Genomic DNA, 25,540 nt, shown 5'->3' with positions numbered 1-25,540 from the left:
CATCCGGAAAGCCCTCCGATTCGATCAAAAGGGCGCGGGGCGATTCGAGCAGCAGCAAGGGGCGGGTCACATCGTGATAGACACGGTTCACCGGGCCATCGAACTGCAGCCCGTCGAAATGCTCTTTCTTGATCCGGTTGTCGTCGGCGGCGTCGCGGAATTCGAAACCCGTCAACCCGTTGAGTCGGGCGTGCTCGACCTCGCGAACCCGGAGATAGGTGTGCAGTGCTGCGGTGAAGGCCAACTGGCTGTGGCCGGTGTTCTCGACGTGAAGCTCAACATCCAGACGGCCGCGATCGAGCACTATGGTGAGCTCGACATCGAACATTTGAGGCCAGAGCGTCAAGCTTTGCTCCGACTCGCAGATGCCGAGGGTGAGCATCGCATACGTGTTTTCACTTCGTCGCTGGCGGACTTCCCACATCGCGGTACGCAGCAGCCCGTGTTTCGGCAGCTTGCCGAGGCCAGAGAACTGCGGGAAGCAGACCGGAATGCCGCCGCGAATCGAGGATGAACCGTCGAATAGCGCCCGCTCGCTCAAGAACAGACGCTCGTCGCCCTTTGCTGGCTGCCAGGACAACACCTGGCCTCCGAGAAGCGATACGACGGCAGATGCGCCATCAGGCGTTCTCAATGAAACGGCGGGTGCGCCGTGAAAGTCGATGTCCTCGATGGTGGCGGGCATGGCAATCTATGGGAGAGAAAATGATAGCGGGTGAGCCCTGGCTGCGGCCAAGACTCACCCGTCGAATGGGGCGATGATACTTCAGAGCTGAAGCGGGAGCACGCCGAGCTTGACGGTGCTGTCCTCGGGGTCGTTGCTGAGAACGAAACCGAGGCTTTGCACGAAGCGAAGCATGCGGTCATTGTTGGCAAGGAAGACGCCGTTCATGTAATACAGGCCGCGGTTGCGTGCGGTTTCGATCAGAACGCCCATGAGCTTGCGAGCGAGGCCGCGGTGCTGCCAGTCGTCTGCGACGACGACGGCGAATTCGCAGGACTCACCGTCGGGGTTCACCGCATAGCGGCAGACGCCGAGTTCGACCTCCTTGCCATCCTCCTCGATCGTGGCGACGAAAGCCATCTCGCGGTCGTAGTCGATCTGCGTCAGACGGGCGACCATTGCGGGTGGAAGCTCGCGCATCGTGTTCATGAAACGGAAATATTTGGTCTCGGCAGACAGGCGGCTCACGAAATCGACTTCGAGATCCGCATCCTCCGGCTTGATTGGCCGAATCGTGATTTCCTGACCGTCGGGCTGAGTCCATTTGGTGATCAGATGCGACGGATAGGGGTGAATCGCCATGTGATCGTAGCGATCGGCCGACGGCGCGACGTTGTCCGCGACCAGACGTGCGTCGACTGCGACTGCACCCTTCTCGTCGACGATCAGCGGGTTGATCTCGAGTGACTGCAGCCAGGGCAACTCGCAGACCATTTCCGACACTCGAAGCAACACGAACTCGAGCGCTTCGTGGTTGATCGCCGGCATGTTGCGGAAATCTTCCAGCAGCGGGGCGACTCGCGAAGACTGGATCAGGTCGCGCACCAGGAAACGGTTCAGCGGCGGCAGGGCCACCGCGACGTCGCCTTTGGACACCGCCCGGTTGCCACCTTCGGCAAAGGTAATCACCGGACCGAAAACCGGGTCGCGCTTGACGCCGACGAACAGTTCCCGTCCGTGGCGCTTGAGGATCATCGGCTCGATCGCGACACCATTGATCGCCGCGTCCGGCTTGTTGCGACGGACCTCGTCGAGGATCTCCTGGTAGGCGGTCCGGACCGCGGCCAGACTGCCGAGATTGAGTCTGACTCCGCCCGAGTCGGCCTTGTGGCTGATCGAGGGCGAATCGATCTTCATTACCACCGGCAAGCCGATTTCCTCGGCCAGCACCATCGCCTCGGTTGCCGAACGGGCAACCACGGTTTGCGCGATCGGGATACGGAAGGCAGCGAGGCCGGCCTTGGATTCCATCGCATTGAGCACCTTTCGGCGTTCGGCCAGTGCAGTCTCGATGACCAGGCGCGCGCTCTCGATGCTCGGAGGATTGAGGTGAGACAGCGACGCAGGCGTCTGCATCAGCAGCTTCTGGTTGCGGTAATAGGCCGAGATATGACTGAACAACTCGACCGCCGGTTCGGGCGTGCGGAAGGTCGGAATGCCGGCATCGATAAAGCGCTTGCGTGCCTCGGTGACCAGTTCTTCGCCCATCCAGCAGGTCACGACCGGTTTGTCGGCGGTCTTCTCGAGTTCGATCACGGCTTCCGCAACTGCGGTCGAGTCCGTCATCGCCTGTGGTGTCAGCAGGACCAGTACGCCGTCGACGTTCGGCCCTTCAAGCACCGACTTGAGCGCCTTGCGATAGCGCTCGACGTCGGCATCGCCGCCGATGTCCACCGGATTGGCGCGTGAGCAATGGGGCGGCAACGCGGCTTTGAGCTTCTCGACTGTGACGTCGGCAAAATTCGACAGCGGAATGCCGAGATCGGAGGCGCGGTCTGCCGCCATGACGCCTGGGCCGCCTCCGTTGGTAATCACCGCGAGACGGTTGCCACGCGGACGGAAGTGCGAGAAGAGCGCATTGGCCGCGGCAAACAGCTGACCGAGGTTGTAAAGCCGAATCACCCCGGCTCGGCGCAGTGCAGCGTCGAAGACCGTGTCTTCGCCGCTGGTGAGGCCGGAGTGGGAGAGAATCGCGCGCGATGCCTCCGGGTGCCGCCCGACCTTGATCAGCAGCACCGGCTTGACGCGTGCGGCACCGCGAAGCGCGCTCATGAAACGCCGTGCGTCGCGTACGCCCTCGATGTAGAGAATAATGCTCTCGGTGCGCGGATCCGAGATCATGAACTCCAGTACTTCGCCGAAATCGACGTCGCTTCCCGAACCCAGCGAGACCACGTTCGAGAAGCCGACATTGTTCGGCTTGGCCCAATCGAGAATGGCGGCACACAATGCGCCGGACTGCGAGATCAGGCCGATCGAACCGGGAAGCGCGGTCGCGTGCGCAAAGGTTGCGTTAAGCCCGAGACTGGGGCGCATGATGCCCAGACAGTTGGGACCGAGCAGGCGGATCTTGTGGCGGCGTGCCGCCTCGACGACCTGGCGCTGCAGCAGTTCGCCACGCGCACCGGCTTCGGCGAAGCCGGCGGTGAGCACGATGGCTGCGCGCACACCTGCACGACCACAACTGTCGATGATCGCGGGCACCTTGTCGGCGCGCAGGGCGATGACCACGAGGTCCAGCCGGTGGGGTACGTCCTCTACCGATTTGAAGCAGGGAACATCCAGGACGGTCTCATGGTGTGGATTGATTGCAAAGACGCGACCCTTGTAGCCACCCGAGAGGATGTTCTGCATCACGACGCTGCCGAGCGACCCTTCACGCTCGCTGGCGCCGATGATGCCGACTGACCGGGGTTGCAGCAGCGGGTTGAGATAGTGCTTCTCTTTCATGGTTTTACGGGCGTTGTCGCCTGGGTGAAAGTGCGTTCAGCGGTGTCGGGCAAACGGCATCAATGGTGCCAATCGCACAACGAGTTCGTCTATAACGGAAGTCTACCGCAGTGCAGCATTAAACACTGTTAAATATGCACCTCTCGCGGCTAGGGAAAACCCCTACGTCAGTAAGGCTAAAGCCGCTCGCTCAGATCCTGTTCCCTTGTTTCGCATTCGTCATGGTCAGTGAGAGCAAGTACAACAGCCAGCTAGCCAAGCGTGAAGAAGAAAGTTGCTCCCTGACCGGGGCTGGAGCGCGCCCAGATGTGCCCGCCATGGCGACGGATGATCCGCTCGACGTTTGCCAGACCGATTCCGGTGCCCTGATAGACTGCAGGGTCGTGCAGCCTGAAGAAGGGCTCGAAGAGTCGTCCGGCATGAGCCATGTCAAATCCGACTCCGTTATCGCTGATAATGAATACGCGCTGCTCGTCCTGGCGTTCGGCGTGAAACGTAATACGGGTGACTTCCTGTTGCGCGGTGAACTTCCAGGCATTGCGGAGCAGGTTTTCCAGCGCGACACGCATCAGGCTGCGGTCGGCGGTCGCGACGAGCTCGGCCGTGACCTCGATCTCGGTCCGGCGATTGGGATCTTCTTCCTTGAGTTCCTCCAGGAGTTGTGTCACGAGTTCCGACAGGTCGACGTTTTCCCGTCGAATGGACTGACGTGACAGGCTCGCCATTGCGATCATCGCGTCGCTGAGCTGCGCCATGCGGTCAGCCGCATTGCGGATGCGATGGAGGTGCGTACGTGAGGTTTCGGTCAGCTGTGCGTCGAGCTCTTCTTCGAGAATCCGCGCAAACCCGTCTATCGAGCGCAGCGGTGCGCGCAAGTCATGCGATATCGAGTAGGAGAACGCCTCCAGTTCCCGGTTTGAAGCCTCGAGTTCGGCTGTTCGCATTCGAACCCGGCTTTCCAGATCGCGGTTGATGTTTCGTAGCGAAAGCTCCGCGATCTTCCTTGGAGTAACGTCGTCAAGCGTACCGACGAACCCGATGCCAGCGACTCCCGGTGCGGGTTGAAGATTGACTTCGGCCCAGCGGGTTTCATTTCCGTTGGAGGTGATTCGGACCTCCATGCTGAACTCCCGGATCGCGCCTGATTTGAGCTCGAGAATCTTCGCGACGAGTGCGCTGCGATCATCGGGGTGGATGAACCGTGCCAGAGGCTTGCCGAGGGATTCACTGACCGGGCGTCCTGTCAGGGTCTGCCAGGCCTGGTTCAGATATCGAATGCGGTCGCTCTCATCGAGAGTTATCACCACTTCGCGAATCGCGTCGAAGAACGAAGTGTCAGGCGCCCGGCTCGTGGCCTTGTTCGAGGGTTTGCCTGACGCGTGCGGTCTGAACCGCATATGCGAGACCAGAAATCCGGTTGCGAAAGCACCCACCGTCACTGCGACTGGCAGCAAGAGCGAGGAAAATGCTGCGAATTCGGTCATCGCGGGTTCCCGGCTTGGTTCGGACGGAGGTTGATGACGGCAGGCGGAATTACGCTTGCAAGTCATGTACGACGAGCCGTCGGGCATGGCCTGGGCAGCACCTCGATGCTAGCATTGGCTGGTCACGCAACCAAGGATTAAAGGGGCATGAGCAAGCTAAGCAGCTTAGAACTGTTTCGTCAGCAGGCATACATCGACGGCAACTGGCTCGATGCCGATTCCGGATCGAGCTTCGACGTTAGCGATCCGGCAACCGGCGAGGTCATCGGGCGTGTTCCCGACATGGGCAGGATGGAGACCGTGCGGGCCATTCAGGCGGCCGATCGAGCCTTTGCCAGTTGGAGTCGAAAACTCGCCAAGGAGCGTGCTGCGCTTCTGAAGCGCTGGTTCGAGCTCATCAGCGCTGCAACCGATGAACTCGCACTATTGATGACCAGCGAGCAGGGCAAGCCGCTTGCAGAGGCGCGGGGCGAGGTCGCCTATGCTGCGTCCTTTGTCGAGTGGTTCGCGGAGCAGGCCAAGCGCACCAATGGCGATATCCTGCCGACCACCGGCGGCGACCGGCGTTTGCTGGTGATGCGCCAGCCAGTAGGCGTGTGCGCGGCGATTACACCGTGGAATTTTCCAGCGGCGATGATCACCCGCAAGTTGGCACCGGCACTCGCCGCGGGTTGCACGGTGGTGGTCAAGCCGGCCGAGCAGACCCCTTTCACCGCGCTTGCGCTGGCGGTGCTTGCGGAGCAGGCCGGCATTCCACCAGGGGTGATCAACGTGATCACCGGGGATCCGGTTGCAATTGGTGCAGAACTCACAGGTAGCCCGACGGTTCGCAAGCTGTCCTTCACCGGCTCGACCGAAGTCGGTCGCCTGCTGATGAGCCAGTGCGGGCCGACACTCAAGCGCTTGTCGCTCGAGCTTGGCGGCAACGCCCCCTTCATTGTCTTCGACGACGCCGACATCGATGCCGCGGTCGAAGGGGCGATGGCGTCGAAGTACCGCAACGCTGGCCAGACCTGCGTATGCGCCAACCGTATCCTCGTTCAGTCGGGGGTGTACGAGGCCTTTGCCGTGAAACTGGCTGACGCAGTGGCCAAACTCAAGGTCGGCCCAGGTGTTGTGGAGGGCGTGAACATTGGCCCGCTGATTGATTCGGCCGCAATCGACAAGGTCGAATCGCATATCGGTGACGCGCTCGCAAACGGCGCGCGGGTGATGACTGGCGGCATGCGCCACAGCCTCGGCGGTACGTTCTTTCAGCCCACGGTGCTGGCCGATGTGACGCCGGCGATGCGTGTTGCGCGCGAGGAGACCTTCGGTCCGGTTGCGCCGCTCTTCCGCTTCGACTCCGAGGACGAGGCGATCGCGATGGCGAACGATACCGAGTTCGGTCTCGCGGCCTATTTCTACGCCCGCGACGTCGGCCGTATCTTCCGGGTTGCCGAGGCGCTGGACTATGGCATGGTGGGGGTGAACACCGGCGTCATGTCCAATGAGGTTTCGCCGTTTGGCGGCGTGAAGCAGTCCGGCATCGGACGTGAAGGATCGATCTACGGCATAGACGAATACCTGGAGATAAAATCGGTTTGTCTCGGCGGTGTGGACCGGTGAACGGCCACGCGCCGATCGGTCAGCCGTCCCGATGGGTGCAGCGTTTTGGTGCCCTCATCCCTCAAGGCGGCCGGGTGCTCGACTTTGCATGTGGCAATGGCCGGCATGCAAGATGGCTCGCTGCGCGTGGGCTGCGAGTCGATGCAACGGACAGGGATGAGGCAGCGCTGGCTACTCTGGCGGGTGTCGCCGGCCTGACAACGGTGCATGCTGACCTCGAAGCAGGAGAATGGCCCTTTGGGCGCGACAGCCATGATGCGCTGGTGGTCACGAATTACCTGTTCAGACCACGTTTCGATCTGATGCTCTCGGTATTGCGCGAGGGCGGGGTGCTGATTTACGAAACCTTCATGGTGGGCAACGAGCGATACGGCCGGCCGCGCAGTCCGGATTTCCTGCTGCAGCCAGGCGAGCTGCTCGCACGTCTGGCTGACGATTTCACCGTGGTTGCGTTCGAGCAGGGTGAAGTTGGCGATCCGCCGCATGCCGTGGTGCAACGCCTGTGCGCCATCCGCGGGCGCGATCGCTACGGTGGCTTGCCGGACTGACTCAGGTGGCGCTTGCCATTCGCTGTGCCAGTTTGGCGATGCCTGCATCGTCCAGTGAGTCTGCGCTGAACACCTGTGCCGCTTCGATGCGGGCGAAGTTGCGATTCTGCGAACGCTTGTAGAGCGGATCGTAGTGCAGTTCGATGAGTTCCCCGTACAGGGCGTGAAGCTCTCCTGCATGTGCGAGCGCCTTCCAGCGGTCCAGTGTCTCGCGGCTCTGCAGCTTGCTGAGGTGTTCGAGCCGTGCGCACAGTTCGGCCGGATCTGCGCCAAGATAAGCGTAATCGCGCACCAGGAAATCAAGCCGTGCCTCCCGGTCCGCATCGATCAACACACAGTCGCCTTCGCGTATTCTCATGATCAGCGCTTCCGGCACGTGTATACGGCCGATCTTGCGACTCTCGGCTTCGACGAAGACCGGCCGGCCCGGGTCGAGCGCTTTCAGTCTGATGTAAAGACTGGTTTCGAACCACTTCTGGGTCGGCTGGGCCCGGTCGGGCAGGGCGCCGAGCACCGAACCCTTGTGCGCGGCCAGATCCTCGAGGTCCAGCGTCTGCGCGCCAAGGCTGGCCAGCGCTTCGATGACACGGGTCTTGGCGCTTCCCGTCGGCCCACACACCACGCGAAAGCTGAACCGACCTGGTAGCTCGGCCATCTCGGCGACCACCTCGCGCCGCCAGTTCTTGTAGCCGCCCTCGAGTTGGCAGGCGTCCCAGCCCACCATGCGCAGCCACGTCACGAAGGCGCCGCTGCGCTGGCCGCCACGCCAGCAATAGACCAAGGGACGCCATTCCTTGGGTTTATCGTGGAAGCGCTCCGACAGATGACGTGCGATGTTCTCGGCGACCATCGCCCCACCCACACGGCGGGCCTCGAACGCCGAGCGTTGTTTATAGATGGTGCCGACGATGGCGCGCTGTTCATCATCGAGCACCGGGCAGCTGATTGCGCCGGGAATGCGGTCGTCGGCGAACTCGGACGGGCTTCGCGCGTCGATGATCTCGTCAAACTCGGACAGCTGTGCTACGGTCGCAAAGCCTTTTTTCATAGTATTCGACCCGCCGTCCTGACGCGGGTCGTGACTGGCTGGATTCCATGGAAACAATCAAATTGACGCAATTCTCCCACGGCGGCGGTTGCGGCTGCAAAATTGCACCCGCGGTGCTCGAGGAAATGCTTTCAGGCATGCCGCCCGGTATCGTGCCGGCCGAGTTGCTGGTGGGCACCGATAATGCCGACGATGCTGCGGTTTATCGGGTGAATGACCATCAGGCGGTGGTCGCAACGACCGACTTCTTCACCCCCATCGTGGACGACCCCTACGACTTCGGACGGATCGCCGCTACCAACGCCTTGTCGGATGTCTATGCAATGGGGGGCGAGCCCATCATGGCCCTCGCAGTGGTCGGCATGCCACTGGACAAGCTGCCGCGCGAGGTGATCGGGCGAATCCTCGAAGGCGGTGCTTCGGTATGCCGGGACGCTGCGATCCCCGTTGCAGGCGGCCATTCCATCGATGTGCTCGAGCCAATATACGGCCTTGTCGGGCTCGGCCTGGTGCACCCGCTGCAGGTCAAGACCAACGCCGGCGCACAGGTCGGTGACACACTTCTCCTTACCAAACCGCTCGGAATCGGCGTGCTGTCGGCCGCGCTGAAAAAGGGTTTGCTCGATGAGGCGGGCTACGAGGAGATGATCGCCTGGACGACGTTGCTGAACCGGGTCGGCGCCCGTCTCGCGAAGATGGGAGCGGTGCATGCGGTGACCGATGTGACGGGTTTTGGCCTGGCCGGACATTTGCTCGAGGTTTGCCGCGCGTCCGAGTTGCGGGCCGAGATCTCGATCGAGGCGACACCCTTCATCGAACGTGCAGCCGCTTTCGCACGTGGCGGCACGGCAACCGGCGCGTCTGCACGCAACTGGTCGAGCTACGGTGGGTCGGTGACGCTGGCCGACGAAGTCGCGGACTGGCAGCGGGTCCTACTGACCGACCCGCAAACCAGTGGCGGCTTGTTGATCGCCTGCGATCCAGCTGCGGTCGATGAAGTCAGGCAACTCGTGATGGAGGTCCAGAATACCGAAGCGCACATCATCGGCCGCCTGATAGAGGGACCGGCCGGGATTTCGGTGAGCGCCTGAGCGGTCCTTCAGTGGGCAGCCGCAGTCGCGTCGGCTGCATGCTTCAGCATCGGCAGCAGATATTCCCAGACCGTGTCGAGGATGATGTACTGGGCCTCGGCGTTCGGGTGAATGCCGTCGGCAAGAAACATCTCGGGGCGCTCGGCGAAGCCTTCGAGCAGGAAGGGCAGCAGCGGCACCTCGTTGCTCTGCGCAACGTCCTGGAAGGCCTGCTCGAAGCGGCGGGAGAACGTCGGACCGTAGTTCGGCGGCATGCGCATACCGACCAGCAGCACCCGCGCGCCGGCTTCCCGGGCTGCCCGGATCATGGTTTCGAGGTTCTCTGCCATCAGTCGCGGCTGTAGCCCCCGCAGGCCATCATTGGCGCCAAGTTCGAGAATGAACAGATCGGGTTGGTGTTCGGAGAGTGCGGCGGGCAGGCGGGTGAGACCACCGGATGTGGTCTCACCACTGACGCTCGCGTTGACGACCCGATGCGGGAACCCTTCGTCCGAAAGCCGCGTCTGCAACAGCGTGGGCCATGCCTGCTCAATGCGAAGCTGGTACCCTGCAGAGAGACTGTCGCCCCAAACGAGGATAGTGCCGCCGTTGGCGGCGCCGCCGAACAGGACGAACGAAAAGAAGATGACTATGGATCGAAGCAGCATCGAGATGACGGTTCCGGTTATGAGAGTGTCGGATCTGGCCAAGAGTGTGCCCATGCGAGACGGCAGCGGCAAGCTGGACATCCTGCAAGGGGTATCGTTCAGTGTCGGGGCCGGCGAATCTGTCGCCATCGTCGGCGCGTCCGGCTCCGGTAAATCAACCCTGTTGGGATTGCTCGCCGGGCTGGATGTTCCCAGCGAGGGCTTGGTCGAGATCCAGGGCGTCGACATCTTCCGGCTCGACGAAGACGCCCGGGCCGCGCTGCGCGGTGAGTCGGTGGGTTTCGTTTTTCAGTCCTTCCAGCTGTTGCCGGCACTGACGGCGCTCGAGAACGTGATGTTGCCACTTGAGTTGGCCGGGGTCGACGATGCCCGCCCGGTGGCGGAACAGTGGCTCGGCAGAGTTGGGCTGGCGAGCCGGATGCACCACTACCCCAAACATCTATCCGGCGGTGAGCAGCAGCGTGTGGCCCTGGCACGCGCTTTTTCGGCCAACCCCAAGCTGTTGCTTGCGGACGAACCGACCGGCAACCTCGACGCGGCGACCGGTGCCGCAATCATCGAACTCATCTTTTCTCTCAATCGCGAGGTGGGGACCACGCTGCTGTTGGTGACCCACGACGAGGCGCTCGCGCGCCGCTGCCAGCGCATGATGCGGATGCAGGCCGGCACCCTGCACGAGGAGACTGCGGTCGTCGAGGCTGACTGAGCCCGCTCGACCGGCGCCCGCAAGACAGGTTTTTGACCACGGAGGAGGAGACCGACATGAATCGCTTAGCGACGGGCCTGATGCTCATAGCCGTATCCGCACTGTTCGTGGGCAGTGCCATTGCGCAGCACGCGGACGATCATCATCACGGTCATGCGCATGCAGTCGACCGCACTGCCACCGACGGGGCGGCCTCGACCACGGCGTTCCGTGAGATCAACGACCGCATGCACGCAGACATGGACGTGGCGTTCACGGGCGACGCCGACATCGATTTCCTCAAGGGCATGATCCCGCACCATGAGGGGGCCGTCGCGATGGCGCGCGTCGTGCTGGAGCACGGCAAGGACGAAAACGTGCGCAAGCTCGCAGAAGAGATTATTGCCGCCCAGGAGGCCGAGATTGCGACGATGCGCGCCTGGCTGGCCGAATGGGGATTTTGACCGCCGACGTTTCGGCGTGAGCTTCCTGAATGACTCGCAAGCAGCTATTCGTTCCCACCGTCCTGCTCGGACTCGCGATCGTGTTGTGGTTCGCGTCCGATTACATGGAGATCGCGGTTGGCGTAGCCTTTTTCCTGTTCGGCATGCATTGCCTGGAGGAGGGCTTCAAGGTCTTCACCGGCGGCACGCTTGAGCGTGTGCTGCGCCGTTCCACCGATCGACTGTGGAAGTGCCTGCTGTTCGGTACCGCGAGCACCACGGTGATGCAGTCGAGCACCCTGGTGTCGCTGATTACCATCTCTTTCGTCAGTGCCGAGATGATCGCACTGGCTGCCGGCATCGGCATCATCATGGGTGCAAACATCGGCACTACGACCGGGGCCTGGTTGATCGCCGGCCTGGGTCTCAGGGTGAACATCGCCGCCTATGCGATGCCGATGCTGGTGTTCGGCGTCGTGATGCTGATGCAGAACGCAAAGGGCGTGAAGGGCGCCGGTTACCTGCTGATGGGCGCTGGATTCCTGTTCTTCGGGATCCACTACATGAAGGAGGGCTTCGACACCTTTCAGGGAGCGATGGACCTGTCCGCCTATTCGATGAGCGGGCTGGCCGGGGTGTTGATGTTCACCCTGATCGGCATGCTGATGACGGTCATCATGCAATCGAGTCATGCGAGCCTGCTGATCATCATTACCGCGCTGGCGGCCGGGCAGGTGAGCTACGAGAACGCGCTGGCGATGGCGATTGGCGCCAACCTTGGCAGTGCGATCACCACCGCACTTGGCGGACTGGCGGCCAACATCGGCGGTCGACGTCTCGCGGCTGCCCATGTGATCTTTAACGTCATCAGTGCCGCTGTCGCGATCACCTTCATCGGGCAGCTGTCCTGGCTGGTAGGCTGGCTCGCCAGCCTGATCGGCATCCGTCCGGATGACTACCTTCTCCAACTCGCGCTTTTCCACACCATATTCAACGTGCTGGGCGTCGTAATCCTGGTGCCGGTCGTCGGCGTGCTTGCGTCTGCGCTGGAGCGTTGGATCAAGCCGGCGCCGCAGTCCTCCGAGCAGCCGCTCTATCTGTATGCTGACGCGCTGGAAACACCCGAGACCGCGGTTACCGCGGTCCGCAAGGAGGTGCAGCACCTGTTCGACAATGCAAGCGGGTTGATCGCGCATGGCATCAGCCTGAAGCGCAGCACGATCGATAGCGACGCGTCGCTACAGGAGGCGATCGCCGCGACGAGGAGGCATTTCCCGCTCGACATCGAGGCGGCCTACGAAGAAAAGATCAAGAGCCTGCATAGTGAGATCGTGGGCTTTATAGCATCTGCACGCAGCCAGAAGAATCTCGAGGCGGTCTCCGACGAGCTCTACGCGCTGCGGCAGGCCAGCCGCGACGTGGCTGAGGCAGTAAAGGGCATGAAGCATCTGCACACCAACCTGGTGCAGTACGGGCTTTCTGAGAACACAGCAGTGCGTGCGAAGTACGATGCGATTCGACTGCGACTGGGCAAACTGCTGCGCCAGCTGCGCCAGCTGATGCAAGGCGAGACCGGGGAGTTGCCGGCACTCGAAGTCGACGCAGCACGTGTGGATCTGCACAAGACCAGCCGCAAGATGCTCGACGAACTCGATGAGCTGATTCGCAGCCATAAGTTGCGCCCTGCGATTGCGACCTCAATCATGAACGATGAGAATTACCTGATGCAGATCGCGAGCAATCTGCTCGATGCTGCGCAGGTCGTGCTGGCCGGTGGCGCGGTGGATCTCAAGGACGGGTTGTCGCTCGATCGGATAGAGCTCAAGGAACTCGCAAGCCAACAGGAAGCGACGGGGAGGCCGAAGTGAAACTCAAGAAACTGCTTGAAAAGGTTGAGAAGTTTCTTTCCGCCGATCCTGACACACAAGCCAGCGAGCGAAAGAAAGTGCGCGAGCTGTTGAGGGCATTGAAAGACAAGGAGAAGGCGCTACGCAGGCAGCTCGAGGAGATCGAAGACGGCGAAGAACGCGAAAGCCTGAGAACCCGCCTCGATGTCGTTCGCGCTCAGCGCATGAAAGGTGTGGAGCGAATCAAGACTCTGCGCAAGAAGAAGGCCTTGTGAATCCGCATAGTGTATCCGGCACCGAGCGATCAGGTGCGTGGCATGAATCGCAGTGCTGCGTGAGCCGCGGCAGTGCCGGAGCGCACGGCGGATTCCATCGTCGCCGGGTAGGGCGAGTCGATGTAGTCGCCAGCCAGCCACAGACCGGGCACCGGTGTCTTGAAGTCGGGCCGGACGATCCCTGGCCGGCAAGCGATGGTGGCGCGCTTTTCAACGACAGTCAGCACCCAGTCTGGTGACGGCAGGCGACGCCCAAGCTCACGTTCCAACTGCTGGTGGATGGTGATTTCCAGGTCTTCACGGCTGAGTTGCTCATGCTCGCCATGAGCGCTGATCACGCAGGCGAGCAGGCCGGCTTCACCTCCCAACTGGCCTCGGTCGAATACCCACTGAGCAGGTCCGTCCGCGAGTAGAAGCATTGGCGCAGACAGGCGCACGCTCCCGCCAAGCGCGAAGTACACGGTGGTGATCGGCTCGTAGGGCAGTGCCTCCACTTGTTGCGCGAGGCGTTCGCAACCGCCGACTGAACGGAGCAAGGGCGGTGCATGATAGGGCGCAGTGGCTATGACTACCTGCTCGAAGATCTGCTTGGTTGGATGGTCGCAGTCCAGACGGAAACCACCCTCAACCCGCTCGATTGCCTTGACGGTCGTACCGGTGCCCAACTTGCCGCGCCGGGTTGCGAGATAACGCGCGGCCTGAACCGGAAAGAGCTCGGAGAGATCGACTCGCGGGATGAGCAACTCGCTCGCTCCGGCGTGCGCGGCGACGCTGTCGCGCAACACGTTTGCGAAGACTTGGGCGGATGCGTCTTCGATCGGCGTGTTCAGCGCGGCGACACACAGCGGCTCCCAGATCCATGCGATCACATGCGGGGTTTGAGCCGTTTCGTGCAGCAAGCCGTGGACCGTTTGCTCGGGCGGGACCTGGAAGCGCTTGCGTTTGAGGGTGCGGATCAAGCGCAGCACCGCAAAACGATCCGCCCAGTCGAGTCCCCGTGCGCGTAGCAGCCCCACCGCCAGATGCAGCGGAGCCGGGAGCTCCGCTGCACGCAGATGAAGGCGACCCGGTGACGCCAGCGTGAGCGGCAGGCGCTCCAGAACCTTGGGCGACACCCGCGTGTGGCGTAGAAGCCTGGTGAGCTCGGTATAGGCGCCGATGATGATGTGCTGGCCGTTGTCGACCCGGTGACCATCCTTGGCGAGCAGGCGCGCACGCCCGCCGAGCACATGCGATCGGTCGAACACCGTCACCTGAATGCCTTCGGACGCCAGTGCAACTGCGCAAGCCAGTCCTGCGTAACCGGCGCCGATGATCGCGACCGACCGGATCACGCCCGCATCCAGGTCGTACCTGCGATCCACACCTTGCGCAGTGGTGTCAGCGAGGTGCGCCGATCGAGCACCATGAAGTCGTCGCGCACGATTTCGTCGAGCAAGGTGCGATAAATGGCTGCCATCACCAGGCCGGGGCGCTGGTTCTTTCGGTCGACATCGGGCAGCTGCGCCATCGCCTGATCGTAAAAGCCGTAGGCGCGCTGCGCCTGAAAACGCATCAGCTCAACGAAGCGCTCGCTGTGCTTTGCTTCGAACAGCTCCTCGGCAGGCACGTTGAAGCGTTGCAGCTCCTCGACGGGCAAATAGATCCGCCCGCGGCGGGCATCCTCGCCAACGTCGCGGATGATGTTGGTCAGCTGCAGGGCGATACCCAGATCATGCGCGTACTTCAGGGTCTGCCTGTCCTCGAAGCCGAAGATACGTGCGGCGAGCAGGCCGACCACGCTCGCGGCTCGATAGCAGTACAGTTGCAGCCCGCGAAAGTCAGCGTAGCGAACATGGTCGAGATCCATCTCCATGCCGTCGATGATCTCCTGCAACTGCTCGCGCGGCAGGTCATAGGCGGGGACCACTTCGCGCAATGCCTGGCCGACCGGGTGAGTGGGTGCGCCGTCGTAGATCCGGTCGACCTCGTCCCGCCACCAGCCCAAAGTGGTCTGCGCGAGTTGCGGGTCGTGGCACTCGTCCACGACGTCGTCGACCTCGCGACAGAATGCATACAGTGCGGTGATCGCCTGTCGCTTGTCCGGTGGCAGGAAGAGAAAGCTGTAATAGAAACTCGACCCGCTTTTCGCGGCCTTGTCCTGGCAGTAATCGTGCGGATTCATGTCTCGGTGCCCTTGACGGGTGTCGGGCGGATGGATGACTGAAAAGCGAGCGCACGCCAGAGGAGCCGGAGCCAGTCTCCGCGTCCGAGCGTCGGTCGCTGCTGGAACACGTCGTGGTCGACCGCCTCGATCCGCTCGAGAATGCGCAGGCCACCGCAGACAATAAGCCGCAACTCCAGCCCGATACGGCCTGGCAGCAGGGTCGCCAGAGGTGCGCCAGCGTGCATCATCTCACGGGCGCGCTCCACTTCGAAGCCCAACAGCGCGCGCCAGCGATCATCGCACCGTCCGGCGGCGATGTCGGCCTCGCTCACCCCGAAACGCGCGAGATCCTCCGCCGGCAGATAGACCCGCCCCTTGCCCCAATCCACGGCCACGTCCTGCCAGAAGTTGATCAGTTGCAGGCTGGTGCAGATAGCATCCGAGCGGCTCAGCGCGTCCGGCTCGGTTCGCTCGTAAAGATGAAGCAACAACCGCCCGACGGGGTTGGCCGAGCGACCGCAGTAGTCCAGCAATTCGACGAAGGTCGCGTAACGGGTCTTGACCACGTCCTGGCTGAAGGCATCGAGCAGATCCCGCATCGGCTGCAAGGGCAGCGCGAAGCGCCGCACGTTGTCCGCAAGCCGCCTGAAGATCGGTGCCAGCGCCGGGTCGACGACCGGATGTCCCCCCTCGATCGCGTCCAGTTCAACCCGGTAACCGTTCAGGGCCGCAAGACGCTCCTCGGCACTTGCCTCTCCCTCGTCCGCTATGTCGTCCGCACTGCGCGCGAACGCATAGATTGCCTCCACGGGTTCGCGCAGGCGTGCCGGCAACAGAATGGAAGCGACAGGGAAGTTTTCGTAGTGGTCGACCGGCATCAGAGCGGGGGAAATAGCAGCGCCGGGCAGTATAGCGAATCCCTATGTAAGTGCTTGTGTTGGATGCCGTGCCAAACCGATCGAGTCACGCGGGACGATAGCCGGAGCAGCTCGCTGGATTCGGGTGCAGCAACGAAACCCGCCAAGACACAGACACAATTCCTTGCGACGTTTCGCCGCCCGATTCACGCGTCCATCAGGATGTGTGAGTTCGAGTAGCCTGGCGAGGATGAGCAGTCAGGCTTCCGTGCTTGCGACGCATGGGTTGCGCGTCAGTGCATCGGTCAGTGCGGCATGAAGCATCTGAACCCAGACGCTCAAGGGAGTAGGCGTATTCCTGAGCTCGCGCGCGCAGTCGGTTGTGCGCTGCCGCAATATGTCGGCCAGTCGGTCTGGATGATCGAGGAGGGCGCACAGCATTGACCATGGCGGCCGCTCGACCAACAGACCGGCGACGAGCAGCGTACCCGTGCTGCGGCGGCGTTGGGCGAGTCCGACGAGCTTTCGTCCCTCCGCATTGACGACTTCCCAAGGTGAGAGGTCGCCGAAACATGCCCAGGCGAGTGGAGGCAGACCACGGTCCCGCAAGGCGATTTGTGCGTCATTCATCTTCTCGGGGCACAGCGCATGCGCGCCAACACCGCCGGCCCTTAGGGTTTCGGCGAAAAGTCGCCCCAATTGGCGATAGCTGTGAAGCGAACCTTGAACCGACCAAGCATGATCACGAGGCAGGGCCAGCGACAGACTCAGCATCCAGGGGCCGACCAATACGGCACCGCCGCCGGATTCGCGTAGTACGACCTCGATCTCGTTGCGCTTGCCCTCCGAGTGGAGACGGTCGTGCACGGCCCGCTGCGAACAGCCGAGCACGACCCCGGGTTGCTGGCAAATCCCGATACGCCACCGAGGATCCCGAACCACGCGCGCCAGTTGCTCACGGTTCCAAAGCTGATCCTCGGTGGCGGTGCTGAGTAAGAGTGTCACGCGAGAAGAGTGGCGATCGGTGTGCCTCGGGCGAAGGTCTCTCCGGTCTGGACGAGAATTTTCGCGATCGTGCCGGTCGCTGGCGCAGTTATCTCAAAGTTGGTCTTGAGCAGGACTGCGTTAGCCAGCGGCTGGCCAACCTCGACAGCATCCCCTTCCTGAACCAGCCACTTATCCACCAATGCTTCGACCCCAGGATCGACATCCTCCCAGGCTTCGTCGGTCAGCGTGACCGGCGTCATGCGTAAGCTCCTTCGGTTACCCGCGTCTTCATGATCTGTTGCGCCGCGTCCACGATGTGACTGATCTGGGGTATTACGAACTGCTCGAGAGGTCGGCTGTAGGGTATCGGGACATTCGGTACGGCCAAGCGTTTGATCGGCGATTTGAGTGCGACGGTGTCGAGGTTCTCGGCGACAATGGCGGCAATTTCGCCAGTGAGGCCGAAACCGAGATAGTCCTCGTCGGCGATCAACAGGCGGCCAGTCTTTGCGACCGACTTCAGCACTGCGGCTCGATCCAGCGGCACCAGTGTGCGCAGATCCAGCACTTCGGCATTCACTCCTTGCTTGGCCAGCTCGTCTGCGGCGAGGAGCGATTTCTGCACCATCTGGCTCAGTGTCACGATGGTCAGATCACTTCCCGGCCTGACCACCTTCGCCTCGCCGAAGGGGATGGTGTAGGCCTCTTCAGGTACCTCGCCGCTGCTACCCTCATAGTAGGCCATCCATGGAAGACCCATGATGCCCTTGTGATACATGAACATGACCGGGTTGTCGTCGCGGATGGCCTGTATCATCAGCCCCTTTGCGTCGTATGCGTTGGATGGCACCACGACCTTGAGGCCCGGCATGTGCGCGAATGTGGCATACAGGCACTGGGAGTGCTGTGCGGCGTCGTTGTAGCCACCACCAATCGCGGTGGTGAGGACCACGGGAAGCTTCAGGTTGCCGCCTGCCATGTAAGTGTTCTTGGCAAGGTGATTGTAGATCTGGTCCATGCAGACGCCGAAGAAGTCGACGAACATCAGCTCGGCGATAGGTCGCATCCCGGCCGCCGCCGCTCCAGTGGCCGTGCCGATGAAGGCGGTCTCGGAGATCGGCGTATCCATTATGCGATCCGGGCCGAATCGGTCGAGAAGTCCGCCAGTCGCGCCGAAAATGCCGCCGTACTTGCCGATGTCTTCGCCCATGACGAAGACGGTTGGGTCCCGCTCCATTTCCTGCCCGATCGCTTCGGAAATGGCCTGCGCCATGGTGAGTTTCCGCGTGCTATTCATTGAGTGTTCCTCCTCTGGAGCTTGATCAGGCAAACACGTGTTGCAGGGCGTCCCGCGGCTCGGGGTAGGCGCTGGCACGAGCATACGCAAAAGCATCTTCAACCCGTTGCCTGGCGCGTGCGGTGATTGCCGCATCCTCGGCTTCGTTCATCTGGCCTGCGTCTCTGAGTTGGGCTGCCAGCCTGAGGATGGGATCGTTCTTGCGCAAATTGGCCACTTCGTCCTTGGGTCGATAAACCTCTGGATCTCCCTGAAAATGGCCCAGATAGCGGTCGGTTTTGACCTCAATCAGGCTTGGGCCGTCGCCGCGGCGCGCACGTTCGACTGCCGTGCCTGCTGCCTCGTAAACTGCGACCGGATCGTTGTGCTCGACCTTGATCCCAGGCATGCCATAGGCGCTCGCACGGTCCGCCACCCACTCGATTGAGGTTGCCTTGTCTTTCGGGACCGAGATTGCCCACTTGTTGTCCTCGCAGATGAAGATCACCGGCAACTGCCATAGCGCAGCAAGATTCAGCGATTCGTGTACCGACCCCTGGTTTGCCGCGCCCTCGCCGAAGAAGGCGACCGCGACCCAGTCCTTGCCCAGTTTCTTCGCCGCGAGCCCGGCACCGCAAGCTGGCGGCAGGCTGGCCCCGATGATGCCGCTGCAGCTGAAATTGCGCTGTGGGTCGAACAAATGCATGTGCCCGCCCTTGCCCTTGCCGAGCCCAGTCACTTTTCCGAACATCTCTGCCGTCATCGCATCAAGCGGAACGCCCTTGGCAATGGCAAAGTGATGTGGCCGATGGGTGCCAACCACAGTGTCGTGGTCCGTGAGATGGGCGCATACGCCTACCGCGACGGGCTCTTGACCTGCAGCCAGATGCATCTCGCCCGGAACAGGGCCGGAGCCGATGTCGAAAGCCAATCCTTTCTGGATGTTCGGCGGCAGTTTGCCCTCGAGATAGACCTGCGCCATGGTCTCTTCGTAATGGCGTATCTCCTGCATCTTCTCGTACATCCAGAGCAAAGTTTCCTTGCTTGCTTTCATCTGTCATGCCTCCTTTGAGGTGGTGCATCCGGGATGCCGGGAAACCGCCGACTGATCTCACCGGTAAGACCACCATAGACCATACGAATGGTGTCCGCATTGTCTGCGCAGACCCGTCACCCATGCTGCTCGGGTAGGTCGATCTGCGTATCGGAAGGATGGTGCGTGTGCAATGCTCGGGTAGCACTGACAGGAGGCGTGTTGCAGCTCTGATGCCAGACAAGCTGACGTAGGCGCTTGCACCTCTTAAGCACGGACGCTCCGCTACGCGGTTACGCGCAGCTTCGGGCCGGTGGAGGCAAATTATTCCCCTGCGCCGCCCCCTACGATCACAGGCGAGTATGCGGACAGGTGCAGCGCCTGAGGGAAGGGGATCTCAGCGAGAGAGAATGAAACGCTGATTGACGATCTGGCTCAGGTCAGGCGGTCGGCGCTCATGTTCAGTCGCGGCGAGCACCTCACGGTAGTAGGCATCCATTGCGCGCAACACGTCCCGTCGGCTCACCATTCCGAGCAGTACATCGTTCTCGACTACCGGCAGGTGACGGTAACCGTGTACCGCAAAGATCGACGCCAGGGCAAACAGATCGGTGTCAGGTGCGACACATACCGGATGACGGCGCATCACGGTTGCCGCGGTTTGAACCGGACTCGGCGAACCAAAGAAAAGCTCGTCTGACAGGGCCGCAAGGCAGTCACGCTCGGATATGAAGCCGGCGAGATAGCGACGGTCGTCGCGCCATTCGATGACTGGCGTGTTGGACGTGCCATGCTTGAGCAGCAACTCGATGACCGCCGACAGCGACATGTCTGATGTCGCAGTACATACATGATCGGTCATGAAGTCAGCCGCGCTGGGCGTACGGATTGCTTCGCTCATCTTCCACCTCCATTGGCTACTCGATCAAGCTCATCCTACCCCCGGTGTGGGGCCGAGACAATGCCAGCCGGGTCGTGATGCCCAATCCGCTATCCTGGCTCGCTGGCGCAGCGCTCGCTGTGCGATCATCGGGCACCAATTCGGCACTGCCCGGTCTTCTCGACATGCTTTTACTACACAGTCTCTGCAAGCGTTTCCGGCCCGACGCGGAACCGTTGTTCTCTGGTGTCTCGCTGGCGATCAAACCGGGCGAGTGTGTGGCCATCATGGGCGAATCCGGGGTGGGCAAGTCCACGCTGCTGAACTGCATCGCAGGGCTTGAGACGAGCGATGGCGGTCGGATCGAACTCGAGGGCCAACGCATCGACATGCTGGATGACGACGCCTGGGCCCTTGTGCGACGCAAGCGCTACGGTTTCGTGTTCCAGGCCTTCCACATCCTTCCGCACCTCAACCTCGCGGATAACGTTGCTCTGCCGCTTTGGCTGCTTGACATCGATACCGCGACTGCGAGGGCGCGTGCGCAGAAAATGCTCGATGCGGTTGGTCTTGGCGGCCGTGCCCTGGACGCGCCGAACAAGCTCTCTGGCGGTGAGTTGCAGCGCGTCGCGATCGCGCGTGCTCTGGTGCATCGACCTGCGGTGGTGCTTGCCGACGAGCCGACCGGCAACCTCGACCCTGACAGGGCCGGCGAAGTTCTGGCCCTGCTGATCGATACCGTGCGCGAGGTGGGTGCGGTGGGTATTCTCGTGACGCACTCCCGGCTAGCTGCCGCGCAGACCGACCGGGTGCTGCAGCTGCGACGTGACGGCCTCCATTCCTTCGATGTGACCGGCGCATGATCCGAGCACTGTTGCGGGTCTTCGTCGCCAGTCTGCTGGGTCGCCGCCTGGCAGGGGTGTTGTCCCTGACAGCCGTGACGTTGGGGGTGGCACTGGGGTTGGCGGTGCAGATCATTCATGGCGCGGCGCTCGACGAGTTCGGGCGCGGTATGCGATTGCTGGCTGGCGAAGCGGATCTGCAGGTGGTCGGGCCGCGCGCCGGGTTCGACGACAATCTGTACCTCAAGATCGCGCAGCAGCCCGAGGTGAGACAGGCCAGTCCGGTACTCGAGATCGAAGCGCGGCTGCCCGGACGCGAGGAAAAGCTGCGGATCTATGGCGTGGATCTCTTCCGTGTCGCGCGAGTGTTACCGATGCTGATGCCGGTAGCGGAAGACGGGGCGGGACGTCTCCTCGGTCTCGAACCGGGCCGACTGTTCCTGAGTGCGGCCGCGCGCGAATCGCTCGAGCTGGCGAATGGTGACCTGCTGACGGTGCAGAGCGGTCTGCGCGAGACCGAGTTGTTGATATCCGGCTCGGTGCCGGGCGCGCCCGCAGGACAAGCCTTTGCCGTGATGGACATTGCCTCGGCGCAGCAGGTGTTCGACCGCATCGGCGTGTTGACCCGGGTCGATCTGCGTCTGGCCGAAGGGGTTCGCCGTGACGATGTCCTCGAGCAGTTCGCCGCGCGTTTGCCCCCGGGCGTCACGGTCAGACCGCCTGATGCCGGCGTTGCGGAGAGCAGCGGGCTATCTCGCGCCTACAGGGTCAACCTGACCATGCTTGCCGGCATCGCCTTGCTGACCGGCGCGTTCCTGGTGTTCTCCACTCAATACCTGTCGGTGGTGCGGCGTGGCCGTGAGCTCGCCTTTTTGCGCGCGATGGGCATGGAGCGTGCGCTGGTGATGCGTGGCCTGTTGCTAGAAGGGGCGGCACTTGGGCTGCTCGGTGGTTTGCTGGGTGTCGCAGCGGCGCATGGCCTGGCAGCGCTCGCGTTTGCGCTCGTCGGTGGTGACTTGGGTGCGGGCTACTTTGCTCATGTCACGCCCTCTGTGCGCTTCATGCCAGGCGCAAGCTTGGTCTATCTGGCGCTGGGTGTGACGGCGGGCGTCGCCGGTGCGTGGCTGCCAGCACGTCATGCCACCGCGCAGGTGCCAGCTCAGGGGCTGCGAGCCGGCAACGACAGCGAACTGCTCGCCGCCAACGCGCGTTGGAGGGCGGCGCTCACGTGTATCGTGCTGGCCTTGCTCGCCTGCTTGCCGGGACCTTTGGGCGGCATCCCGGTGTTCGGGTACCTTGCTGTGGCGTTCATTCTCGCGGCGGCGGTGTTTGGCTTGCCGGGTGCGGTCGGCTTGCTGGCGAGTCCGCTCGCCTTGTCGAGCGCGGTGCTTGCACGTCTGGCACGAGCCAGGCTGACTGCGGCACCCGGGCAGGTGGTGGTTGCCGGGGCCGGCGTGGTCGCAAGCGTGGCGCTGGCGGTGTCGATGGCGATCATGGTCGGCTCCTTTCGCGATTCGGTAGACGACTGGCTCTCCAAGGTGCTGCCGTCCGACCTGTACGTGCGCGCTTCCTCGTCGGTGGCGAGCGGCTATCTCGATCCGGAGGCCGTCGATCGCATCGCCGCCACCGAGGGCGTGGCCAGGGTAGTGCCTGTACGCTACGACAGCCTGAGACTGAATGATGCTGCGCTCCCCGTCACGCTCATTGCGCGACCGACCGATGGCGGCGACGCCTTGCCGGTGGTGAGTCGCGGCCCGGTCATGGATGACACCCGCCCGCGGGTCTGGATTACCGAGGCCATGGCCGATCTGCACCGGCTCGGCATCGGCGACCATCTCGCGTTGCCCATTGCCGGGCGGGATGCGTATTTTGTCGTTGCAGGCGTAACGCGGGACTATGCTCGCCAGCATGGCGCGGTCATTGTCGAACTGAACGATTACCGCAGGCTCTCCGGTGATCATCTGATCAATGACCTCGGCGTGAACCTGGCGCCCGGCGCGAACCGTGACACTGTCGCCTTGCTGATACGGGAAACCCTCGGCGATCGGGTCGTCGAGATTTCGCTGCCGGCGCAGATTCGCGCGATCAGCCTCGAGATCTTCGACCGCACGTTTCTCGTGACCTATCTGATGCAGGCGGTGGCGGTGCTGATCGGTCTGTTTGGGATCAGCACCACGTTCGCGGCGCTCGCGACCAGCCGTAGCAGGGAGTTCGGCATGTTGCGACATCTCGGACTGAGACGACGCGACATTGGCCGCCTGCTGGCGCTGGAGGGCAGCCTTACCGCCGTCGTGGGCGTGGTCATCGGAACGTTTGCGGGCGGGGCGATCGCCCTGGTGCTGGTAGAAGTGATCAACCGGCAAAGCTTTCACTGGAGCATGGATCTCGCACCTCCGGTCGGTGCCATCGTCGGATTCGCGCTCACACTGGTTGTACTGGCAGCTCTCGCGGCCCGGGTCTCCGGCGCGAAGGCGATGCGAGGCAGTGCTGTAGCGGCAGTGCGGGAGGATTGGTGATGCGCTCCTTTCAATGCTTGATGCTCGCGCTTGGCGTTTCGTTGGCAGCTAGCGCTGCCGAGCGCTATCCACCGGTGTTGCCCGGCAAGGTCATCACCTTCCCGCAGGATACCGGTGCGCACCCGGATTACCGTACCGAATGGTGGTACATCACCGGTTGGCTGCAGGACACTGACGGCATGGAACGTGGCTTTCAGGTGACATTCTTTCGCGTGCGCACCTTGCTGGGAGAGGACAATCCCAGTCGCTTCGCACCGACGCAACTGATGTTCGCACACGCAGCCTTGGCCGACCTCGACCGTGGCCGCTTGCTGCACGATGAGCGGGTGGAGCGCGCGCTGGCACCTCTTGCCGGCGCCGAAGAAGGGCGCACGCGTGCATGGATTGGTGACTGGTCACTGGTGCTGCACGAGGCGGGCCACTACACCACGACTGTGAACGCTGGTGACTTCGGTTTTGACCTGCGCTTCGACCCGTCGGGTGAGCCGGTACTGAACGGCAAGGCCGGCTGGAGCCAGAAGGCACCGGACCCGATCAACGCCAGCTACTACTATAGTCGTCCCCAACTCGCGGTGAGCGGCACCCTGGATATCGATGCCCATTCGCATGCAGTGAGCGGTCAGGCCTGGCTGGACCACGAATGGTCGAGCGAGATCCTCCCCGAAGACGCCTCGGGCTGGGACTGGATCGGTGTGAATCTTCACGATGGTGGCTCACTCATGGCCTTTCAGATGCGAGATCGCAGCGGTGCAACGATGTTCAATGCCGGCACACTGGTCGAGCCGGGTAAGGGCGTGCAGACCTTCTCGCCCGATGAAGTGCGCTTCCAACCCCTGCGCTGGTGGGCCTCACCACGCAGCGGCATCCGCTACCCGGTGGCCTGGGCGGTGGAGGCCGGCACAAGGCATTTCGAGATAGAGCCGCTGATGGACGACCAGGAACTCGACAGCCGGGCGTCCACCGGCGCCATCTACTGGGAAGGTGCGATCCGCTTGCTCGAAGATGGCCGCCAGGTCGGCCAGGGTTACCTCGAAATGACCGGATACGGCGAGCGTTTGCGAATGTGAAGCCGTGTATAATCCGCCGCGTTGCGCGCTCCGGTCGTGTTACCGGCGCAGTGCCCAGATGGCGGAATTGGTAGACGCACCAGATTTAGGTTCTGGCGCCGCGAGGCGTGGGGGTTCGAGTCCCTTTCTGGGCACCAGCAACAACTGGTGACCTTTTCAACGGCGCATCACACTTAACATCCCTTCGCGGATCTTTCCTTTGAACCCTTCGCCGCATGTTTCTGTCCATGCACACTGAATGCGAAGGGCGAGTTCGCCCCGTCGCCTCGCCGACTCACCGACGCCAATGCGTCGATGCAATGGCGCTCCCGAAAAATTTAATCGACTGACAACATGACCTCTCGAATGTCCTCCGCGCGTGCGGTCGGCACGCTTTTCGTCGTAGCTTTTCTTGTCGCTGGCTGTGCGACACCGCACGAATGGTTGGCACCGGATTCTTTCGTAACCGAGTCCAGACTCGTTGCAGAGATCGATCGCCTCGATCAACGCTTGGAAAGCAGCGAGACTCGGGACGCGGAGCAAGCTGCGGCTCTGGAGCAGCGTTTCGAAGCGCTCGGTGATGCGCTCGAAGAACTCGGGCGCACGCTCGCGCAAATGGAAGCCGCCGCACGAGCGCGGGCCGTTGCACCTCCGCCACCGGCGTCTGCCCCTGCAGTGGCCAGTGAACGCATACCTGACGACAAGATCGCGCTGGGGAGGGTGGAGTGGGTCGGCTTGCCGACGCTTGGCACCTATCTGAAGGCGCGGATCGACACAGGCGCCAGTCTTGCGTCCCTGTCGGCGACCGAAATCACCACCTTCGAACG

At 62.5% G+C, this 25,540-nt stretch carries 24 protein-coding genes and 1 tRNA gene; 12 read left to right on the top strand and 13 right to left on the bottom strand.

Annotated elements, in window-relative coordinates; all coding sequences use genetic code 11:
- From GPA21_RS10635 to GPA21_RS10625, 3 genes are all read right to left on the bottom strand, one after another.
- Nucleotides 1–685 (bottom strand): aldose epimerase family protein (locus GPA21_RS10635; protein WP_168988168.1); only part of this gene is annotated, 685 nt, incomplete at its 3' end.
- Between the two features lie 81 nt (nucleotides 686–766).
- The gene (locus GPA21_RS10630; protein ID WP_168988167.1) at nucleotides 767–3,454 is read right to left on the bottom strand and encodes a bifunctional acetate--CoA ligase family protein/GNAT family N-acetyltransferase; all 2,688 of its coding nucleotides are present in this window, start codon (nucleotides 3,452–3,454) and stop codon (nucleotides 767–769) included.
- Between the two features lie 251 nt (nucleotides 3,455–3,705).
- Nucleotides 3,706–4,938, bottom strand: a complete 1,233-nt coding sequence (locus tag GPA21_RS10625) for a sensor histidine kinase (protein ID WP_246261897.1) — start codon at nucleotides 4,936–4,938, stop codon at nucleotides 3,706–3,708.
- 147 nt (nucleotides 4,939–5,085) lie between these two features.
- Between GPA21_RS10625 and GPA21_RS10620 the strand changes: the two genes are divergently transcribed.
- Nucleotides 5,086–6,546: an NAD-dependent succinate-semialdehyde dehydrogenase gene (locus GPA21_RS10620; protein ID WP_168988166.1), complete on the top strand. Its 1,461-nt coding sequence runs from the start codon at nucleotides 5,086–5,088 to the stop codon at nucleotides 6,544–6,546.
- On the top strand, nucleotides 6,543–7,094 hold the full coding sequence (locus GPA21_RS10615; RefSeq protein ID WP_339379882.1) for a class I SAM-dependent methyltransferase: 552 nt from the start codon (nucleotides 6,543–6,545) through the stop codon (nucleotides 7,092–7,094). Before GPA21_RS10620 ends, GPA21_RS10615 begins: the two co-directional genes overlap by 4 nt.
- A gap of 1 nt (nucleotide 7,095) precedes the next feature.
- Here GPA21_RS10615 and mnmH read toward each other — a convergent pair whose 3' ends face one another.
- Nucleotides 7,096–8,142, bottom strand: a complete 1,047-nt coding sequence (mnmH, locus tag GPA21_RS10610) for a tRNA 2-selenouridine(34) synthase MnmH (RefSeq protein ID WP_168988165.1) — start codon at nucleotides 8,140–8,142, stop codon at nucleotides 7,096–7,098.
- Nucleotides 8,143–8,189: 47 nt separating this feature from the next.
- Here mnmH and selD point away from each other — a divergent pair, with 47 nt between their 5' ends.
- Entirely contained in the window at nucleotides 8,190–9,233 is a 1,044-nt protein-coding gene (gene selD / locus GPA21_RS10605; RefSeq protein WP_168988164.1) for a selenide, water dikinase SelD, read from the top strand.
- Nucleotides 9,234–9,241: 8 nt separating this feature from the next.
- On the opposite strand, the gene GPA21_RS10600 is transcribed toward selD, so the two are convergent.
- Nucleotides 9,242–9,880 (bottom strand): arylesterase, encoded by a 639-nt coding sequence (locus GPA21_RS10600; RefSeq protein WP_168988163.1) that lies wholly within the window; start codon nucleotides 9,878–9,880, stop codon nucleotides 9,242–9,244.
- On the opposite strand from GPA21_RS10600, the gene GPA21_RS10595 reads away from it, so the two are divergent.
- Genes GPA21_RS10595 through GPA21_RS10580 form a run of 4 tightly spaced genes read left to right on the top strand, consistent with a single transcriptional unit; the run spans nucleotide 9,864 to nucleotide 13,130 of the window.
- Nucleotides 9,864–10,586, top strand: a complete 723-nt coding sequence (locus tag GPA21_RS10595) for an ABC transporter ATP-binding protein (protein ID WP_168988170.1) — start codon at nucleotides 9,864–9,866, stop codon at nucleotides 10,584–10,586. The two genes, GPA21_RS10600 and GPA21_RS10595, sit on opposite strands and share 17 nt — an antisense overlap.
- A gap of 56 nt (nucleotides 10,587–10,642) precedes the next feature.
- Nucleotides 10,643–11,029, top strand: a complete 387-nt coding sequence (gene copM, locus GPA21_RS10590) for a CopM family metallochaperone (RefSeq protein WP_168988162.1) — start codon at nucleotides 10,643–10,645, stop codon at nucleotides 11,027–11,029.
- Nucleotides 11,030–11,058: 29 nt separating this feature from the next.
- Nucleotides 11,059–12,876 (top strand): Na/Pi cotransporter family protein, encoded by a 1,818-nt coding sequence (locus tag GPA21_RS10585; RefSeq protein ID WP_168988161.1) that lies wholly within the window; start codon nucleotides 11,059–11,061, stop codon nucleotides 12,874–12,876.
- The gene (locus GPA21_RS10580; RefSeq protein WP_168988160.1) at nucleotides 12,873–13,130 is read left to right on the top strand and encodes a hypothetical protein; all 258 of its coding nucleotides are present in this window, start codon (nucleotides 12,873–12,875) and stop codon (nucleotides 13,128–13,130) included. The genes GPA21_RS10585 and GPA21_RS10580 overlap by 4 nt, the downstream gene beginning before the upstream one ends.
- Before the next feature lie 29 nt (nucleotides 13,131–13,159).
- Here GPA21_RS10580 and hpnE read toward each other — a convergent pair whose 3' ends face one another.
- From hpnE to GPA21_RS10540, 8 genes are all read right to left on the bottom strand, one after another.
- Entirely contained in the window at nucleotides 13,160–14,464 is a 1,305-nt protein-coding gene (hpnE, locus tag GPA21_RS10575) for a hydroxysqualene dehydroxylase HpnE (protein ID WP_168988159.1), read from the bottom strand.
- Nucleotides 14,461–15,294 carry a presqualene diphosphate synthase HpnD gene (gene hpnD / locus GPA21_RS10570; protein WP_168988158.1) on the bottom strand — a complete coding sequence of 278 codons (834 nt, stop codon included), beginning with the start codon at nucleotides 15,292–15,294 and terminating at the stop codon, nucleotides 14,461–14,463. Before hpnD ends, hpnE begins: the two co-directional genes overlap by 4 nt.
- Complete coding sequence (gene hpnC / locus GPA21_RS10565) at nucleotides 15,291–16,154, bottom strand: squalene synthase HpnC (protein WP_168988157.1); 864 nt, start codon at nucleotides 16,152–16,154, stop codon at nucleotides 15,291–15,293. Before hpnC ends, hpnD begins: the two co-directional genes overlap by 4 nt.
- Nucleotides 16,155–16,391: 237 nt before the next feature.
- Nucleotides 16,392–17,075: a lipoate--protein ligase family protein gene (locus GPA21_RS10560; RefSeq protein ID WP_422614204.1), complete on the bottom strand. Its 684-nt coding sequence runs from the start codon at nucleotides 17,073–17,075 to the stop codon at nucleotides 16,392–16,394.
- Nucleotides 17,076–17,134: 59 nt separating this feature from the next.
- Nucleotides 17,135–17,380, bottom strand: a complete 246-nt coding sequence (locus tag GPA21_RS10555) for a lipoyl domain-containing protein (RefSeq protein WP_168988155.1) — start codon at nucleotides 17,378–17,380, stop codon at nucleotides 17,135–17,137.
- Nucleotides 17,377–18,417, bottom strand: coding sequence for an alpha-ketoacid dehydrogenase subunit beta (locus GPA21_RS10550; protein ID WP_168988154.1), 1,041 nt, complete (start codon nucleotides 18,415–18,417; stop codon nucleotides 17,377–17,379). Before GPA21_RS10550 ends, GPA21_RS10555 begins: the two co-directional genes overlap by 4 nt.
- Before the next feature lie 25 nt (nucleotides 18,418–18,442).
- Nucleotides 18,443–19,450 (bottom strand): thiamine pyrophosphate-dependent dehydrogenase E1 component subunit alpha, encoded by a 1,008-nt coding sequence (locus GPA21_RS10545; protein ID WP_168988153.1) that lies wholly within the window; start codon nucleotides 19,448–19,450, stop codon nucleotides 18,443–18,445.
- 376 nt (nucleotides 19,451–19,826) lie between these two features.
- Entirely contained in the window at nucleotides 19,827–20,330 is a 504-nt protein-coding gene (locus GPA21_RS10540; RefSeq protein ID WP_168988152.1) for a CBS domain-containing protein, read from the bottom strand.
- Nucleotides 20,331–20,494: 164 nt separating this feature from the next.
- Between GPA21_RS10540 and GPA21_RS10535 the strand changes: the two genes are divergently transcribed.
- The 5 genes from GPA21_RS10535 to GPA21_RS10515 all read left to right on the top strand — a co-directional run.
- Complete coding sequence (locus tag GPA21_RS10535; protein ID WP_168988169.1) at nucleotides 20,495–21,172, top strand: ABC transporter ATP-binding protein; 678 nt, start codon at nucleotides 20,495–20,497, stop codon at nucleotides 21,170–21,172.
- Entirely contained in the window at nucleotides 21,169–23,667 is a 2,499-nt protein-coding gene (locus tag GPA21_RS10530) for an ABC transporter permease (protein WP_168988151.1), read from the top strand. The genes GPA21_RS10535 and GPA21_RS10530 overlap by 4 nt, the downstream gene beginning before the upstream one ends.
- Nucleotides 23,667–24,734, top strand: a complete 1,068-nt coding sequence (locus GPA21_RS10525) for a lipocalin-like domain-containing protein (protein ID WP_168988150.1) — start codon at nucleotides 23,667–23,669, stop codon at nucleotides 24,732–24,734. Before GPA21_RS10530 ends, GPA21_RS10525 begins: the two co-directional genes overlap by 1 nt.
- 52 nt (nucleotides 24,735–24,786) lie before the next feature.
- Nucleotides 24,787–24,871: transfer RNA gene (locus GPA21_RS10520), tRNA-Leu, on the top strand.
- Between the two features lie 208 nt (nucleotides 24,872–25,079).
- Nucleotides 25,080–25,540, top strand: a 461-nt coding sequence (locus tag GPA21_RS10515) for a putative ATP-dependent zinc protease (RefSeq protein WP_211163533.1), incomplete at its 3' end; no start/stop codon positions are given.

Origin of the sequence: Azoarcus taiwanensis (assembly GCF_012910885.1) — a bacterium.
GTDB lineage: Bacteria > Pseudomonadota > Gammaproteobacteria > Burkholderiales > Rhodocyclaceae > Azoarcus_F > Azoarcus_F taiwanensis.
This window is presented reverse-complemented; position numbering and strand designations above follow the sequence as displayed.

Excerpts from the sequence above, each read along its gene's own strand:
- GPA21_RS10595 (WP_168988170.1), top strand. The coding sequence starts at position 9,864 with ATGGATCGAAGCAGCATCGAGATGACGGTTCCGGTTATGAGAGTGTCG.
- GPA21_RS10550 (WP_168988154.1), bottom strand. The coding sequence starts at position 18,417 with ATGAATAGCACGCGGAAACTCACCATGGCGCAGGCCATTTCCGAAGCG.
- GPA21_RS10620 (WP_168988166.1), top strand. The coding sequence starts at position 5,086 with ATGAGCAAGCTAAGCAGCTTAGAACTGTTTCGTCAGCAGGCATACATC.
- GPA21_RS10625 (WP_246261897.1), bottom strand. The coding sequence starts at position 4,938 with ATGACCGAATTCGCAGCATTTTCCTCGCTCTTGCTGCCAGTCGCAGTG.
- hpnC (WP_168988157.1), bottom strand. The coding sequence starts at position 16,154 with ATGCCGGTCGACCACTACGAAAACTTCCCTGTCGCTTCCATTCTGTTG.
- GPA21_RS10585 (WP_168988161.1), top strand. The coding sequence starts at position 11,059 with ATGACTCGCAAGCAGCTATTCGTTCCCACCGTCCTGCTCGGACTCGCG.
- GPA21_RS10530 (WP_168988151.1), top strand. The coding sequence starts at position 21,169 with ATGATCCGAGCACTGTTGCGGGTCTTCGTCGCCAGTCTGCTGGGTCGC.
- selD (WP_168988164.1), top strand. The coding sequence starts at position 8,190 with ATGGAAACAATCAAATTGACGCAATTCTCCCACGGCGGCGGTTGCGGC.
- GPA21_RS10545 (WP_168988153.1), bottom strand. The coding sequence starts at position 19,450 with ATGAAAGCAAGCAAGGAAACTTTGCTCTGGATGTACGAGAAGATGCAG.
- GPA21_RS10630 (WP_168988167.1), bottom strand. The coding sequence starts at position 3,454 with ATGAAAGAGAAGCACTATCTCAACCCGCTGCTGCAACCCCGGTCAGTC.
- GPA21_RS10535 (WP_168988169.1), top strand. The coding sequence starts at position 20,495 with ATGCTTTTACTACACAGTCTCTGCAAGCGTTTCCGGCCCGACGCGGAA.
- GPA21_RS10525 (WP_168988150.1), top strand. The coding sequence starts at position 23,667 with ATGCGCTCCTTTCAATGCTTGATGCTCGCGCTTGGCGTTTCGTTGGCA.
- GPA21_RS10555 (WP_168988155.1), bottom strand. The coding sequence starts at position 17,380 with ATGACGCCGGTCACGCTGACCGACGAAGCCTGGGAGGATGTCGATCCT.
- mnmH (WP_168988165.1), bottom strand. The coding sequence starts at position 8,142 with ATGAAAAAAGGCTTTGCGACCGTAGCACAGCTGTCCGAGTTTGACGAG.
- GPA21_RS10600 (WP_168988163.1), bottom strand. The coding sequence starts at position 9,880 with ATGCTGCTTCGATCCATAGTCATCTTCTTTTCGTTCGTCCTGTTCGGC.
- copM (WP_168988162.1), top strand. The coding sequence starts at position 10,643 with ATGAATCGCTTAGCGACGGGCCTGATGCTCATAGCCGTATCCGCACTG.
- hpnD (WP_168988158.1), bottom strand. The coding sequence starts at position 15,294 with ATGAATCCGCACGATTACTGCCAGGACAAGGCCGCGAAAAGCGGGTCG.
- GPA21_RS10540 (WP_168988152.1), bottom strand. The coding sequence starts at position 20,330 with ATGAGCGAAGCAATCCGTACGCCCAGCGCGGCTGACTTCATGACCGAT.